The sequence below is a fragment of the Aeromicrobium sp. CnD17-E genome (assembly GCF_024124745.1).
GTDB lineage: Bacteria > Actinomycetota > Actinomycetes > Propionibacteriales > Nocardioidaceae > Aeromicrobium.
This window is the reverse complement of sequence record NZ_JAMXRU010000038.1, coordinates 1-15,616: the sequence shown is the minus strand read 5'-3', so window position 1 is coordinate 15,616 and position 15,616 is coordinate 1. Positions and strand designations below refer to the sequence as shown.

At 73.6% G+C, this 15,616-nt stretch carries 11 protein-coding genes; all 11 read left to right on the top strand.

Annotated elements, in window-relative coordinates; translation table 11 throughout:
- The first annotated feature begins 16 nt into the window (after positions 1–16).
- Positions 17–2,530: a phenylalanine--tRNA ligase subunit beta gene (gene pheT / locus NH339_RS09230; RefSeq protein WP_253024654.1), complete on the top strand. Its 2,514-nt coding sequence runs from the start codon at positions 17–19 to the stop codon at positions 2,528–2,530.
- A gap of 693 nt (positions 2,531–3,223) precedes the next feature.
- Positions 3,224–4,654 (top strand): argininosuccinate synthase, encoded by a 1,431-nt coding sequence (gene argG / locus NH339_RS09225; RefSeq protein ID WP_253024653.1) that lies wholly within the window; start codon positions 3,224–3,226, stop codon positions 4,652–4,654.
- Between the two features lie 47 nt (positions 4,655–4,701).
- Complete coding sequence (gene argC / locus NH339_RS09220) at positions 4,702–5,760, top strand: N-acetyl-gamma-glutamyl-phosphate reductase (RefSeq protein ID WP_253024652.1); 1,059 nt, start codon at positions 4,702–4,704, stop codon at positions 5,758–5,760.
- Positions 5,757–6,962 carry a bifunctional glutamate N-acetyltransferase/amino-acid acetyltransferase ArgJ gene (argJ, locus tag NH339_RS09215; protein ID WP_253024651.1) on the top strand — a complete coding sequence of 402 codons (1,206 nt, stop codon included), beginning with the start codon at positions 5,757–5,759 and terminating at the stop codon, positions 6,960–6,962. The genes argC and argJ overlap by 4 nt, the downstream gene beginning before the upstream one ends.
- Positions 6,963–6,971: 9 nt before the next feature.
- Positions 6,972–7,952, top strand: a complete 981-nt coding sequence (gene argB, locus NH339_RS09210) for an acetylglutamate kinase (RefSeq protein ID WP_253024650.1) — start codon at positions 6,972–6,974, stop codon at positions 7,950–7,952.
- Positions 7,953–7,981: 29 nt separating this feature from the next.
- Positions 7,982–9,187, top strand: coding sequence for an acetylornithine transaminase (locus tag NH339_RS09205; RefSeq protein WP_256475195.1), 1,206 nt, complete (start codon positions 7,982–7,984; stop codon positions 9,185–9,187).
- A complete protein-coding gene (argF, locus tag NH339_RS09200; RefSeq protein ID WP_253024648.1) occupies positions 9,184–10,122 on the top strand; it encodes an ornithine carbamoyltransferase in 939 nt (312 codons plus the stop codon). The genes NH339_RS09205 and argF overlap by 4 nt, the downstream gene beginning before the upstream one ends.
- 2 nt (positions 10,123–10,124) lie before the next feature.
- Complete coding sequence (locus NH339_RS09195) at positions 10,125–10,652, top strand: arginine repressor (RefSeq protein WP_309635267.1); 528 nt, start codon at positions 10,125–10,127, stop codon at positions 10,650–10,652.
- Complete coding sequence (argH, locus tag NH339_RS09190; protein ID WP_253024646.1) at positions 10,649–12,088, top strand: argininosuccinate lyase; 1,440 nt, start codon at positions 10,649–10,651, stop codon at positions 12,086–12,088. The genes NH339_RS09195 and argH overlap by 4 nt, the downstream gene beginning before the upstream one ends.
- Complete coding sequence (locus NH339_RS18850; protein ID WP_253024644.1) at positions 12,085–12,330, top strand: DivIVA domain-containing protein; 246 nt, start codon at positions 12,085–12,087, stop codon at positions 12,328–12,330. Before argH ends, NH339_RS18850 begins: the two co-directional genes overlap by 4 nt.
- 67 nt (positions 12,331–12,397) lie before the next feature.
- Positions 12,398–15,616 (top strand): non-ribosomal peptide synthetase (locus tag NH339_RS09180; RefSeq protein ID WP_253024642.1); only part of this gene is annotated, 3,219 nt, incomplete at its 3' end.

Below are 15,616 nucleotides of genomic sequence, written 5' to 3'. Positions count from 1 at the left end.
CGGGGGTGGACTGCTGATGCGCGTACCCGTCGAGTGGCTGCGCTCCGTCGTGGAGCTGCCGGCCGAGGCGACCACCGAGGAGATCGCCGACCGGCTCACGATGTACGACCTCAAGCTCGAGGAGATCGTCGGCGGTGGCATCACCGGCCCGCTCACGGTCGGCCGCGTGCTCGCCGTGCAGCCGGAGGAGCAGAAGAACGGCAAGACCATCAACTGGTGCCGCGTCGACGTCGGCCCAGAGCGCAACGAGCCGTCGGTGCCCGACGCGCCGGGTGACGACGTGCCGTCGCGCGGCATCGTCTGCGGTGCGCACAACTTCGGCGTCGGCGACCTCGTGGTCGTGTCGCTGCCGGGGACCTACTTGCCCGAGCTGGGGTTCGAGATCGGCTCGCGCAAGACCTACGGCCACGTCTCCGACGGCATGATCTGCTCGACCCGCGAGCTGGGCCTGCCCGACGACGAGACCAGCGCCGCCGGCATCCTCGTGCTGGCCGCGGGCTCGGCGGAGCCCGGCGACGACGCCGTGGCCCACCTCGGCCTGGGCGACCAGACGCTCGACCTCGAGGTCAACCCCGACCGCGCCTACGCACTCAGCCTGCGCGGTGTCGGGCGTGACGCCGCCCTCGCGTTCGACGTCCCCTTCACCGACCCCGCGGACCGGCCGGTCCCGTCGGCCGACACGCCCGCCTACCCGGTGCGCGTCGAGGATCCCGAGGGGTGCCCGGTGTTCACGGCCCTCGTCGTCTCGGGCGTCGACCCTACCGCCCCCACGCCCGCCTGGATGGCCCGACGGATCACCGACGCGGGCATGCGGTCGATCTCGCTCACCGTCGACGTCTCCAACTACGTCATGCTCGAGCTCGGGCAGCCGAACCACTGCTACGACCGCGACCGCCTGCAGGGTGACGTCGTCGTCCGCCGGGCGCGGGCGGGGGAGCGGCTCACGACCCTCGACGACGTCGACCGGGCCCTCACGCCCGACGACCTCGTCATCGCCGACGACTCCGGACCGATCGGCCTGGCCGGCGTGATGGGTGGCGCGTCGACCGAGATCAGCGACACGAGCACCTCGGTCGTCGTCGAGGCCGCGTTCTGGGACCCGGTCACGATCTTCCGCGCCGTCAAGCGTCACCGGCTGCCGTCGGAGGCGGCGAAGCGCTACGAGCGCGGTGTCGACCCCGAGCTGGCCCTGGTCGGCGCGGCCCGGGTGGCCGAGCTGCTGGTCGAGCTGGGCGGGGGCACGCTCGAGCCGGGCGCGACCGCGGTGGGCGAGGCGCCGGCCCGCGCCGCGGTGCGCGTGCCCGTCGACCTGCCCGCGCGGATCAGCGGTGTGCCGATCGCCCCCGAGGAGGCACAGCGCACGTTCGAGCGCAACGGCTGCTCGGTGGAGCGCGACGGTGACGTCTTCGTCGTCACGCCGCCGAGCTGGCGCTTCGACCTGAACGACCCCTACGACTTCGTCGAGGAGGCGCTGCGCACGGCCGGCTACGACCAGGTGCCGTCGGTGCTGCCGACGCCCACGGGGGGCCGGGGCCTGACCCGCCACCAGGAGCTGCGGCGTCGGGTCGGGCACGTGCTCGCGGGGGCCGGTCTCGTCGAGGTCACGACGCTGCCCTTCGCGGGACCGGCCGACCTCGACCGGCTCGGCATCGACGCCGAGGACGTCCGCCGTCGGCAGGTGCTGCTGGCCAACCCGTTGTCGACCGAGGAGCCGGGCCTCACGACGACCTTGCTCGTGGGGCTGCTGCGGGCCGCGTCGCTGAACGTCGGCCGCGGCCACGAAACGGTCCAGGTCAGCGAGGTCGGGCGGGTCTTCCGCGCCCGCGAGGGGTCGCCGGAGGCGCCGATCTACGGCACCGACCGCCGTCCGACGCCCGAGGAGCTCGCGGCGCTCGACGCCGCCCTGCCGCACCAGCCCTTCCACGCGGGCTGGGTCCTCGTGGGGGAGCGCGAGCGGTCGGGCTGGGACGGTGCCGGTCGCCCGGTGGCGTGGTCCGACGCCGTCGCGATCGCGCGCCGGCTGGCCGACGTCCTGCACGTCGAGCTGACCGTCGAGCAGGCCGCCACCGCCCCGTTCCACCAGGGTCGGTGCGCCGCGCTCGTGCTGGACGGCACCGTCGTCGGGCACGCGGGCGAGCTGCACCCCACCGTGCTGAAGGAGCACGGCCTCCCGCCGCGCTCGGTGGCCGGCGAGATCGACCTCGACGCGCTGCTCGCCGCCTCGCCCGCGATCGGCCCCCGGCCCGACTTCTCGACCTATCCGGTCGCGAAGGAGGACCTCGCGTTCCTCGTCGACACCTCCGTCACCGCCGAGTCGCTGCGCTCGGCACTCGCGTCGGCCCACACCGCGGTCGAGTCGGTGCGCCTCTTCGACGTCTACACGGGCGCTCCCGTGCCGGACGGCCAGAAGTCGCTCGCCTTCGCCGTCCGCCTGCGCGCTCCCGACCGCACCCTCAAGGACACCGAGATCGCCGAGGCGCGCGCCGCCCTCGTCGCCGCCGGTGAGGCGCTGGGGGGCGTGCTGCGCTGAGCCGGGGGGCCTGACCTTGCTGGTGCGCTGCCGCAGGGGGCGTCGTCCTGCTGGTGCGCTGCCGCAGGGGTCTGGGCTTGCTGGTGCGCTGCCTCGGCTGGCGCTGGGGTGGTCTCCGAAAGGGCCTCGACCGGCAGCGGTCCCGGGGTGTCTTCGGGTCTCGGGGTCTGGCTTGGGCTCGTGGGTGACGCACGATTCTTCGTTTCTGCGTTCTTGGGCCACCGATCTGCGGTCGCGCGTTCTATCGGTGGACCTGCAACCGCAGGAGCGCTTCTGCGGTTGAGAATCCACCGATGGTGGGCGTCGCGTCGGAAGGATTCTGCTCTCGGGTGGACCGTTCCACCCGAAAGTAGAATCGTTCGTCACCCCACCGCGAAGTGCACCCACGATTCTTCATTCACGCGTGCGAGGCCGAACGCCTCTGCCTTCACGACGGGATCCCGTAGGAGACGCAGGAACCTCAGCCTTCAACGCATGAACGCAGCATCGTGCGTCCACCCCAGCACCAACCCCCAGCCCGAGACCCCAGACCAGCGTGGTCGCCAGCCGCCCGGTCAAGGCCCTTTCGGAGACCACACCCAGCGAAGGCCAAGGCAGCGCAGCACCACGACAAGCCCCCCGACGCCAGCGCAGCACCAGGCCGAGCCCACCCCCGCGATGCAAGACCTTGCAGGCGTGTGCAAGACTGTGAGCATGTCCAAGGTCCTCACCTCCCTGCCCGTCGGCGAGCGCGTCGGCATCGCCTTCTCCGGAGGGCTCGACACGTCCGTGGCCGTCGCGTGGATGCGCGACAAGGGCGCGGTCCCGTGCACGTACACGGCCGACATCGGTCAGTACGACGAGCCGGACATCTCCGGCATCCCGGGGCGTGCGATGCAGTACGGCGCCGAGCTGGCGCGGGCGATCGACATCAAGACCCCGCTGGTGGAGGAGGGGCTGGCCGCCCTCGCGTGCGGCGCCTTCCACATCAGGTCCGCCGGGCGCACCTACTTCAACACGACGCCGCTCGGGCGGGCCGTGACGGGCACGCTGCTCGTGCGGGCGATGCACGAGGACGGCGTCGACATCTGGGGCGACGGCTCCACGTTCAAGGGCAACGACATCGAGCGGTTCTACCGCTACGGGCTGCTCGCCAACCCGGCGCTGCGGATCTACAAGCCGTGGCTCGACGCCGACTTCGTCAGCGAGCTCGGCGGGCGGACCGAGATGAGCCAGTGGCTCACCGAGCGCGACCTGCCCTACCGCGACAGCCAGGAGAAGGCGTACTCCACCGACGCCAACATCTGGGGCGCCACCCACGAGGCCAAGACGCTCGAGCACCTCGACGTCTCCCTCGAGACCGTCGAGCCGATCATGGGCGTGAAGTTCTGGGACCCGTCCGTCGACATCGACACCGAGGACGTCACGATCACGTTCGAGGCCGGACGGCCGGTCGCGATCGACGGCACGCGCTTCGACGACCCCGTCGCGCTCGTGCACGCCGCCAACGCGATCGGCGGACGCCACGGTCTCGGCATGTCCGACCAGATCGAGAACCGCATCATCGAGGCCAAGAGCCGAGGCATCTACGAGGCGCCCGGCATGGCCCTGCTGCACATCGCCTACGAGCGGCTCGTGAACGCCGTCCACAACGAGGACACGATCGCCAACTTCCACGCCCACGGACGTCGGCTCGGCCGGCTCATGTACGAGGGCCGCTGGCTCGACCCGCAGGCGATGATGCTGCGCGAGTCCGTCGAGCGCTGGATCGCCTCGCTCGTCACCGGCAGCGTCACGCTCCGGCTGCGGCGCGGCGACGACTACTCGATCCTCGACACGCAGGGCGAGAACTTCTCCTACCACCCCGACAAGCTGTCGATGGAGCGCACCGACAACGCCGTGTTCGGCCCGACCGACCGGATCGGCCAGCTGACGATGCGCAACCTCGACATCGCCGACTCGCGCGCCAAGCTGGAGATGTACGCCGGTCAGCCGCTCGACCAGGGCCAGGTCCTCGTCGAGAACGGCACGCTCTTCGGTGAGCTGCCCGCCGGCGGTGCCCTGCGCATCGAGGCCAACCCCGCCGCCTCGACCGAGACGGAGCAGGCGCTCGACGCCGCCGCGATGGAGCTCGGCACCGACTGAGCGCCGACCTCCCACCCCTTCCCGCCCCGACCTGACAAGGTGGACCGATGACGACCTACACCGCAGCCGTCGCCGGCGCGAGCGGCTACGCCGGGGGCGAGGTGCTGAGGCTGCTCGGCGCGCATCCCGACGTGACGATCGGCGCCGTCACCGCGGCGTCCTCCGCGGGCTCGCGCCTGGGCGAGCACCAGCCGCACCTCGTGGACCTCGCCGACCGCGTGATCCAGCCGACCGACGCCTCGACCCTCGCCGGTCACGACGTCGTGTTCCTCGGCCTGCCCCACGGCGAGTCCGGACGCATCGCCGCCGAGCTCGGCGACGACGTGCTCGTCATCGACTGCGGTGCCGACCACCGGCTCGAGAGCGCCGAGGACTGGACGACGTTCTACGGCAGCGAGCACGCCGGCACCTGGCCCTACGGGCTCCCCGAGCTGTTCGTGGGCGAGGCCCGTCAGCGCGACGCCCTCGTCGGCGTCAAGCGGATCGCGGTCCCGGGCTGCAACGTCACGGCCGTGACGCTCGGCCTGCAGCCGGCGGTCGCGGCTGGCATCGTCGCCGCCGACGACCTCGTCGCCGTGCTCGCCAACGGGTTCTCCGGAGCCGGCAAGGCGCCGAAGACGCACCTGCTCGCGTCCGAGGGCCTCGGTGCCGCCTCGCCGTACGGCGTCGGCGGCGTGCACCGCCACGTGCCCGAGATCATCCAGAACCTCACCAAGGCCGGGGGAGAGGGCGTCACCATCTCCTTCACGCCCACGCTCGTGCCCATGGCCCGGGGCATCCTGGCGACCGCCACCGCACGCCTCGCCGAGGGCGTCGACGCCGCGCGCGTGCGCGCCGTCTACGAGCAGGCGTACGGGGGACCCGGCCAGGGCGAGCCGTTCGTCCACCTGCTGCCCGAGGGTCAGTGGCCGACGACGGCCGCGACGCTCGGCGCCAACACGGCCCAGCTGCAGGTCGCCGTCGACTCGGCCGCGGGACGGCTCGTGGTCACCACGGTGATCGACAACCTGGTCAAGGGCACGGCCGGTGGCGCGATCCAGTCCATGAACCTCGCCCTCGGCCTCCCCGAGACCACGGGCCTGACGACCACGGGAGTGGCGCCATGACGGTCACCGCAGCACAGGGCTTCCGCGCCGCCGGTGTCGCCGCCGGCCTGAAGTCGACCGGCGCGCCCGACGTCGCGCTCGTCGTCAACGACGGTCCGTCGTCGGCGGCGGCCGCGGTCTTCACCAGCAACCGGTGCCGGGCCAACCCCGTCCTCTGGAGCGCCGAGGCGATCAAGACCGGCTCGGCGCGGGCGGTCGTGCTGAACTCCGGCGGCGCCAACTGCTACACGGGCGCCGAGGGCTTCCAGCTGACCCATGCCACCGCCGAGCTCGTGGGCGAGCTGCTCTCGGGCCCCGGCGGGGGTTCCGGGCCGCGGGCGGAGAACCAGGTCGGCGCGATCGACGTCCAGGTCTGCTCGACCGGTCTGATCGGTCTGCTGAACGACCGCGACGACCTGCTCGCCGGCGTGCGGGCCGCGCATGCGGAGCTCTCCGAGGACGGGGGAGCGGCGGCCGCGGCGGCCATCATGACGACCGACACCGTCCCGAAGCAGTCCGTCGCCGAGGGCACCGACGCCGCCGGGCGGGCGTTCACCGTCGGCGGCATGGCGAAGGGTGCCGGCATGCTGGCGCCGGCCCTGGCCACGATGCTCGTCGTCGTCACCACCGACGCCGACGTCGACGCGGCCACGCTCGACGCCGCACTGCGTCGGGCGACCCGCGTCACGTTCGACCGGCTCGACTCCGACGGCTGCCAGTCGACCAACGACACGGTGCTGCTCATGGCGAGCGGGGCGTCCGGCGCCACGCCGTCGGTCGACGAGCTCGCCGAGCACCTGACGACGGTCTGCCACGACCTCGCGCTGCAGCTGCTCGCCGACGCCGAGGGCGCCGACCACGAGATCTCGATCGAGGTCCGCGGCGCGGCGAGCGAGGACGACGCGGTCGAGGTCGCCCGCTCGGTGGCACGGAGCAACCTGTTCAAGGCCGCCGTGTTCGGCAAGGACCCGAACTGGGGTCGTGTGCTCGCCTCGGTCGGCACGACGTCGGCGACGTTCGACCCCGCCGACCTCGACGTCGCGCTCAACGGCGTGTGGGTGTGCCGCGACAGCGGTCCCGGGGAGCCCGCGACGAGCGTCTCGCTCGAGGACCGCGCGGTCACCGTGACCATCGACCTGAAGTCGGGGCCGGAGACGGCGACCGTCTGGACGAACGACCTGACCCACGCCTACGTTCACGAGAACTCCGCCTACTCCTCCTGAGGACCCCCGATGACGGACGACGACACCTTCGGCACCCCCGACCCGGGCCACACCCGCGAGCAGTGGGCCGAGCACACCGAGAAGGCGGCCACGCTGGCCGGCGCCCTCCCGTGGCTCAAGCGCTACCACGACAAGATCGTGGTGGTGAAGTACGGCGGCAACGCCATGACCGACGAGTCACTCAAGCAGGCCTTCGCCGAGGACATCGTCTTCCTGCGCCTGGCGGGCTTCAAGCCGGTCGTGGTGCACGGTGGCGGACCCCAGATCAGCGCGATGCTCGACCGGCTCGGCATCGAGTCGGAGTTCCGTGGCGGGCTGCGGGTCACGACGCCCGAGGCCGTCGACGTCGTTCGCATGGTGCTCACCGGCCAGGTGGGCCGTGAGCTGGTCGGCCTGCTGAACCGGCACGGAGCCCTGGCCGTCGGACTGTCGGGCGAGGACGCCGGCCTGTTCACGGCGACCACGACGCGGCCCGTCATCGACGGCGTCGAGACCGACATCGGCCTCGTCGGCGAGGTCACGCAGGTGCGCCCCGAGGCCGTCCGGGACCTCATCGACGCCGGCCGCATCCCGGTCGTCTCGACGATCGCGCCCGACGCGTCGGGGCAGGTCCACAACGTGAACGCCGACACGGCGGCGTCGGCGCTGGCCGTGGCCCTCGGCGCGGAGAAGCTGCTGGTGCTGACCGACGTCGAGGGGCTCTACCGCGACTGGCCCGACAGCACCGACGTGATCGGCGAGATCGCCCCGGAGGCGCTGCGCGAGATCCTCCCGACGCTGGCGTCGGGGATGATCCCGAAGATGCAGGCCTGCCTGGAGGCGGTCGAGGGCGGCGTGCGTGGTGCGACCGTCGTGGACGGCCGCGAGCCGCACGCCGTGCTGCTGGAGATCTTCACCGACGAGGGCGTCGGCACGCAGGTGCTGCCCGGCGTCGAGACCCGCATCCGTACCGCGCTGTACGCCACGAGTGCACCGAAGGAGACGTCGTGACCACGTCCGACCAGCCCACCCGCGCCAGCCTGCCCTACGCCGCGCAGGGTCGCCCCGAGAGCGGCGAGCAGTGGACCGAGCGCTACCGCGGCGCGGTCATGAACACCTTCGGCGACCCGCAGCGCGTGCTGGTGCGCGGCGAGGGGAGCACGGTCTGGGACGTCGACGGCAACCACTACCTCGACCTCCTGGCCGGGATCGCGGTCAACGCGCTGGGTCACGCGCACCCGGCCGTCGTGCGGGCGGTCACCGAGCAGCTCGGGACCCTCGGGCACGTGTCGAACTTCTTCACCACCGAGCCGCAGGTCCGGCTGGCCGAGCGGCTCGCCGCCCTGCTCGACGTGGGCGACGTGCCGGTGCGCACCTTCTTCGCGAACTCCGGCACCGAGGCCAACGAGGCGGCGTTCAAGGCGACCCGGCGCATGGGTCGCACGACCGTCGTCGTCGCCGAGGGCAGCTTCCACGGACGCTCGATGGGCGCGCTCGCCCTGACGTCGAAGGCCGCGTACCGCGAGCCGTTCGAGCCGCTGCCCGGCGACGTGCGCTGGGTGCCCTACGGCGACGCCGACGCGCTGGCGGCGGCCGTCGACGACACCGTCGCGGCGGTGCTGCTCGAGCCCATCCAGGGCGAGGCGGGCGTGGTCGTGCCGCTGGACGGGTACCTGGCCCGCGCTCGCGCCATCACCCACGAGCACGGCGCACTGCTCTGGATCGACGAGGTCCAGACCGGGGTCGGTCGCACCGGCGCCTGGTTCGCGTTCCAGGAGTCGGGGATCGTGCCCGACCTCGTGACGCTGGCCAAGGGTCTCGGTGGCGGGTTCCCCATCGGCGCGTGCATCGGTCTCGGCGACGCCGCGACGCTCCTGGGTCCCGGCAACCACGGCACGACCTTCGGCGGCAACCCCGTCGCCTGCGCGGCGGCGCTCGCGGTGCTCGACACGATCGAGGCCGACGACCTGCTCGCGCACGCCACGACCCGCGGCGACCAGCTCGCGTCCGCGCTCGCCGCGCACCCGCGGGTGGCCGAGGTCACCGGGCGCGGCCTCATGCTCGGTGTCGTGCTCACGGAGCCCCGCGCGGCCGACGTGCAGAAGGCCGCGCTCGACGCCGGGCTCGTCCTCAACGCACCCACGCCCGACCGCCTGCGCATCGTCCCTCCGCTCGTGCTCACCGAGGCCGAGGCGGCCCACGCGACCACCACGTTGTCCGCCGTGATCGGGGAGGTGCTCGCATGAGCGCCACCGGGACCGTGCGGCACCTGCTGCGCGACGACGACCTCAGCCCCGCCGAGCAGGCCGAGGTGCTGGACCTCGCGCTGCGGATGAAGGCCGAGCCGTTCGCCTTCCGCCCGCTCGAGGGCCCGCGCTCCGTGGCGGTCGTCTTCGACAAGTCCTCCACCCGCACGCGGGTGTCGTTCTCCGTCGGCGTCGCCCAGCTCGGCGGGCACTGCGTCATCCTCGACGCCGCGACCACCCAGGCCGGCCGCGGCGAGCCGGTGGCCGACACGGCCCGGGTGCTCGGCCGCATGGTCGACGCCGTCGTCTGGCGCACCTACGCACAGGCCGACCTCGAGGAGATGGCGCGGCACGCCGGCGTGCCCGTCGTGAACGCGCTGAGCGACGACTTCCACCCCTGCCAGCTGCTGGCCGACTGGCTGACGGTGCGCGAGCACAAGGGCAGGCTGGCCGGCCTGAGCGTCGCCTTCGTGGGCGACGGCGCCAACAACATGGCGCACTCCTACGTCCTCGGCGGCGCGGTCGCGGGGATGCACGTGCGGGTCGGAGCGCCCGAGGGCTACGCCCCGGCCGGCCACGTGGTCGCCGACGCCGAGAAGGTCGCCGCAGGCACCGGCGGGTCCGTGACCGTGACCGACGACCCGGTCGAGGCGGTGCGCGGCGCCGACGTCGTCATCACCGACACCTGGGTCTCGATGGGCCAGGAGGCCGAGAAGGCCGAGCGGATCGCCACCTTCGGCCCGTACGCCGTGACCGGTGCCCTGCTGCAGCACGCCGCGGAGGACGCGATCGTGCTGCACTGCCTGCCCGCCTACCGTGGGCTCGAGATCGCCGAGGACGTGCTCGAGGGACCGCGCAGCGTCGTCTGGGACGAGGCGGAGAACCGCCTGCACGCCCAGAAGGCCCTGCTCGCGTTCCTGCTGGAGCGCTCGTGAGCATCCCCGACACCAAGCGCGCACGCCAGCGGCTCATCATCGAGCTGCTGGGCCGTACGCCGGTCCGCTCGCAGGGCGAGCTGGCGGCGCTGCTGCAGGAGCAGGGCGTCACCGCGACCGCCTCGACGGTCTCGCGCGACCTCGTGGAGCTCGACGCCGTGCGCGTCCGCAACCCCGACGGTGCGCTGGTCTACGCCGTGCCCGGCGAGGGTGGCGACCGCACGCCCCGCGCGGCCCAGGACAGCGCCGCCTCGCAGCAGCGACTGACCCGGCTGCTGCGCGAGCTGCTGGTCTCGGCCGAGTCGTCGGCCAACCTCGTCGTGCTGCGCACCCCGCCAGGAGCCGCCCAGTTCCTGGCCTCGGCCATCGACCACACGGGCGCCGTCGAGGTCCTGGGCACCATCGCGGGCGACGACACCGTCATGATGATCTGTCGTGACCCCGAGGGCGGCGCGACCGTCGCCGCCCGTCTGACCGAGCTCGCCGAGCTCCCCACCGACACCCGATCCACCAGCGAGGGACCCGCATGACCGAGCAGAGCCCGTCCGACGCCCCGTCGGGCGCCCAGAACGACGCCCCGGGCGACTCCCGTCTCTGGGGCGGTCGGTTCGCGGGCGGCCCGTCGCCGGAGCTGACGGAGCTGTCGCGCTCGACCCACTTCGACTGGCGCCTCGCGTCCTACGACCTGCAGGGCTCGCGCGCCCACGCCCAGGTGCTGCACGCCGCCGGTCTGCTCACCGACGACGACCTGGGCGCGATGCTCCAGGGCATCGACGTGCTCGACGCCGACGTCGCCTCGGGTGCCTTCACGGCGCAGCCGGGCGACGAGGACGTGCACTCGGCGCTCGAGCGAGGCCTGATGGAACGTCTCGGCCCCGACCTCGGCGGTCGCCTGCGCGCGGGCCGGTCGCGCAACGACCAGGTCGCCACGCTGTTCACGATGTACCTGCGCGAGCACGCCGCACGCATCGGCGAGCTGCTGCGCGCGCTCGTCGGTGCCGTCGCCGACCAGGCGGAGCGTCACCTCGGCGCGCCCATGCCCGGTCGCACGCACCTGCAGCACGCCCAGCCGGTGCTCCTGTCGCACCACCTGCTGGCGCACGCCTGGCCGCTCGTGCGCGACCTCGACCGGCTCGCCGACTGGGACGCGCGCGTCGCCGGAGGTTCGCCGTACGGCTCGGGCGCGCTGGCCGGCTCCTCGCTCGGTCTCGACCCGGAGAAGGTCGCCGCGTCGCTCGGCTTCACGGGCTCGACGCCGAACTCGATCGACGGCACCGCGTCGCGCGACTTCGTGGCCGAGCTGGCGTTCGTGCTCGCCCAGGTCGGGGTCGACGTGTCGCGCCTCGCGGAGGAGATCATCCTCTGGAACACCAAGGAGTTCGACTTCGTCACACTCGACGACGGCTACTCCACGGGGTCGAGCATCATGCCGCAGAAGAAGAACCCCGACATCGCCGAGCTGGCCCGCGGCAAGGCCGGTCGGCTGATCGGCAACCTCTCCGGGCTGCTGGCCACGTTGAAGGCGCTCCCGCTGGCCTACAACCGCGACCTGCAGGAGGACAAGGAGCCGGTCTTCGACTCCGTCGACACGCTCGAGGTCCTGCTGCCGGCGTTCACCGGCATGGTGCGCACCCTCACCTTCCACACCGAGCGGATGGCCGCACTGGCGCCGCAGGGCTTCGCGCTCGCGACCGACGTGGCCGAGTGGCTCGTGCGCCAGGGCGTGCCCTTCCGCGTGGCGCACGAGGTCTCCGGCGCGTGCGTGCAGGTCTGCGAGCAGCGCGGCATCGAGCTGTGGGACCTCTCCGACGACGACTTCGCGGCCATCTCGCCGCACCTCACGCCCGACGTGCGCAGCGTGCTGTCGGTCGAGGGCTCCATCGCCTCGCGCGACGGTCGCGGCGGCACCGCGCAGGTCCGGGTGGCCGAGCAGCTCGCCGAGGTGCGGGCCCGGGCGGCGTCGTGAGCGGCCCCGTCTTCCGCACGACCCGCTGGCGCACCGGCTACCGGGTCGACGAGGTCGACGACTTCCTCGCGGACGTGCTGCCGCGCGTGACCGACCGTCCCGACCCGGCCCTGGCCGAGCGGATCGTGCAGGCGCGGTTCGCGACGGTGCACTTCGGGGCGGGCTACGACATGGGCGACGTCGACACCTACCTCGACGAGCTCGTGAGGCGTGCAGGGGGCCCGCCCACCTCTGGAGCGTGACGGACACCTCGGCACCGGACGGCGGCGTGTTCACGGCTCGTTCACGCGGTCTTGGCATCATGCGCGGGTGCTCGAGAACGTCGACGTCCCTGCCACGTTCCTGCGTTCGGACCGCGCCGCACCCGCGCGCACCCTCGTCGACGTGCTGGAGGCCACGGCCCGGCAGCACGCCGAGGAGCCGGCCCTCGCGTGCGGCGACGTCGTCCTGACCTACGACACCCTCCTCGAGACCGCGTCCGCGCTGGCCGACGAGCTCGGGGCCGTCGGCGTCGGTCGTGGCGCCCGGGTCGGGGTCCGGGTCTCCTCGGGCAGCACCGACCTGCACGTCGCCATCCTCGGCGTCCTGCTCGCGGGGGCCGCCTACGTCCCCATCGACGTCGACGACCCGCAGGAGCGCGCGGCGACCGTGCTGCGCGAGGCGCAGGCCGACGCGGTCGTGACCAACGGCCTGGTCGTGCGACGCCTGCGCGACGACGTGCGCGGCTCGGGCACCGTCGAGCCGCCGACGCTCGACGACGACGCCTGGATCATCTTCACGTCGGGCTCCACCGGGACACCCAAGGGCGTGGCCGTCACCCATCGCTCCGCAGCGGCGTTCGTCGACGCCGAGGCCGCCCTCTTCTGCCAGGACGCACCTCTCGGCCCCGGTGACCGGGTGATGGCCGGGCTCAGCGTGGCCTTCGACGCGTCCTGCGAGGAGATGTGGCTGGCGTGGCGGCACGGCGCCTGCCTCGTGCCCGCGCCGCGGTCGCTCGTGCGCAGCGGCGCGGACCTCGCGCCGTGGCTCGTCGCCAACGACGTCACGGTCGTCTCGACCGTGCCGACGCTGGTGTCGCTGTGGCCCGCGCAGGCGCTCGACGCGGTGCGGCTGCTGATCCTCGGCGGCGAGGCCTGTCCGCCGGAGATCGGCGACCGGTTCGCCACCGCCGACCGCGAGGTGTGGAACACGTACGGACCCACCGAGGCCACCGTCGTCGCCTGCGGTGCCCAGCTGAGGCCGGGCGAGCCGGTCCGCATCGGCCTCCCGCTCGAGGGCTGGGACCTCGCGGTGGTCGACGACGACGAGCGCCCCGTCGGGCCGGGGGAGACCGGCCAGCTGGTGATCGGCGGGGTCGGGCTCGCCCGCTACCTGGACGCCGAGAAGGACGCCGCGACCTATGCCCCGATGCCGTCGCTCGGCTGGGACCGCGCCTACCGCAGCGGTGACCGCGTCGTGCTCGACGAGGCGGGTCTGGTGTTCGCCGGGCGTGCCGACGACCAGGTGAAGATCGGGGGTCGACGGATCGAGCTCGGCGAGGTCGACAGCGCGCTGCTCGCCCTGCCCGGCGTCGAGGCGGCAGCCGCGGCCGTGCGTCGGTCCGAGGCGGGCAACAGCGTGCTGGTCGGCTACGTCGTGACCGACGGGACGCTCGACACGAGGAGCGCCCGCGCGACGCTGCGCGAGCGTCTGCCCGCGGCCGCGGTGCCGCGCATCGCCGTCGTCGAGACCATCCCGGTCCGCACGTCGGGCAAGGTCGACCGCGACGCGCTGCCCTGGCCGCTCGATACCGGCACGGAGGCGTCGCTGGACGGCACCGCCGCGCTGGTCGCCGACGCGTGGGCGCGCATCCTGGGCTCGGCCGTCGGCGGCCCGGGTGACGACTTCTTCGAGGCCGGCGGCTCGAGCCTCACCGCCGCGCAGCTCGTGGCCCGGCTCCGGGAGACCCACCCCGAGGTGACGGTCGCCGACGTCTACGAGGCGCCCACGGTCGGTGGGCTCGCGGCCCGCCTCGACACGCTCACCACCCCGGCCGTCGTCGACGTCCGCGAGGTGCGGCCGGTGCCCCGCAGGTCGGGCCTCGTCCAGCTGCTCCTGCTCGTCCCGCTGCGGGCGGTCGGCGGCCTGGTCTGGGTGGCCTGGACGATGCTCGCGGTCCAGGCGCTGGCCGTCGTCACGGACTGGTCGTGGCTCCCGGCACCGGGATGGACGGCGACCGCGGTGGCGGCGGTGCTGCTCCTCCCGCCCGTCCGGGCTGCCGCGGCCGCGGGTGGCGTACGGCTGCTCCTGCGCCGGCTCACGCCCGGCACCTACCCGCGCGGCGGGTCGACCCACCTGCGGCTGTGGGCGGCCGAGCGCCTGGTCGAGGAGCTGCGCGTGGGCACGCTCGCCAGCGTCGGGGTGCTGACCGTCTTCGCGCGGATGCTCGGCGCGAAGGTGGGCCCGGGGGTCGACCTCCACGCGCTGCCCTCGCTCACCGGCATGCTCACCCTCGGACGGGGGTCCACGGTCGAGCCCGAGGCGGACCTCTCGGGCTGGTGGGTCGACGGCGACCGTCTGGTCGTGGGACCCGTCCGGGTCCGGGCCGAGGCCCGCGTCGGCGTCCGCAGCACCCTCGGCCCGGGAGTCGTGGTCGGCCGTCGAGCCGAGGTCGGCGCCGGCTCGACGCTGCTGGGCGACGTGGCCGACGACAGCTTCGCCGCCGGCGCCCCCGCGGCTCGCGTCGGTGAGGCCCGCGGGCCGGCCGGGCTCGAGCCGGCACCGCGCCGTCGTGGCTGGCCCACGGTCTACGCGGTGACGGGCGTCGTGCTGTCGGCGCTCCCGGCGCTCGCGGTGGGGCTCGTGTCCGCAGCGTCGGTCGGCGTGGCACTCGCGGGCGGTGTCGACCCCGAGTCACCCGCCGACCTCGCGCTGCTGCTGCTCGCGCTCCTGCCCGTCCTCGTGGTCGGGTCGCTGCTGCTGCTGGCCGGTCTGGTGTGGGCGGTGGTCCGCGGAGCCTCCACCGGTGTGGCGGCCGGGGTGCACCCCGTGCACGGCCGCGCGGCCTGGTCGGCCTGGACGGTGCTGCGCGTCCTCGACAGCGCCCGCGACTGGCTGTTCCCGCTGTACTCCAGCAGCCTCACGCCCGCGTGGCTGCGCGCGCTCGGCGCCGACGTCGGGGCCGACGTGGAGGCCTCGACCGTGCTCCTGCTGCCGAGCCTCACGTCGGTCGGTGACGGCGCCTTCCTCGCCGACGACACGATGCTCGGCATGTACGAGCTCGGCGGCGGGTGGCTGCGGGTCGAGCGGGTGAAGGTCGGCCGTCGGGCGTTCGTCGGCAACTCGGGCATGGCGGCGCCCGGTCGCAAGGTGCCCGCCCGCGGCTTGGTCGCGGTGCTGTCGGCGGCACCCAGCCGAGCGAAGGCGACCAAGGGGTCGTCGTGGCTCGGGAGCCCGCCCACCAGGCTGCGACGCGCCGCCGGCGAGGTCGACGAGGCCCGCACCTACGAGCCGGGACGACGACTCAGGGTCGCGCGCGCCGCGCTCGAG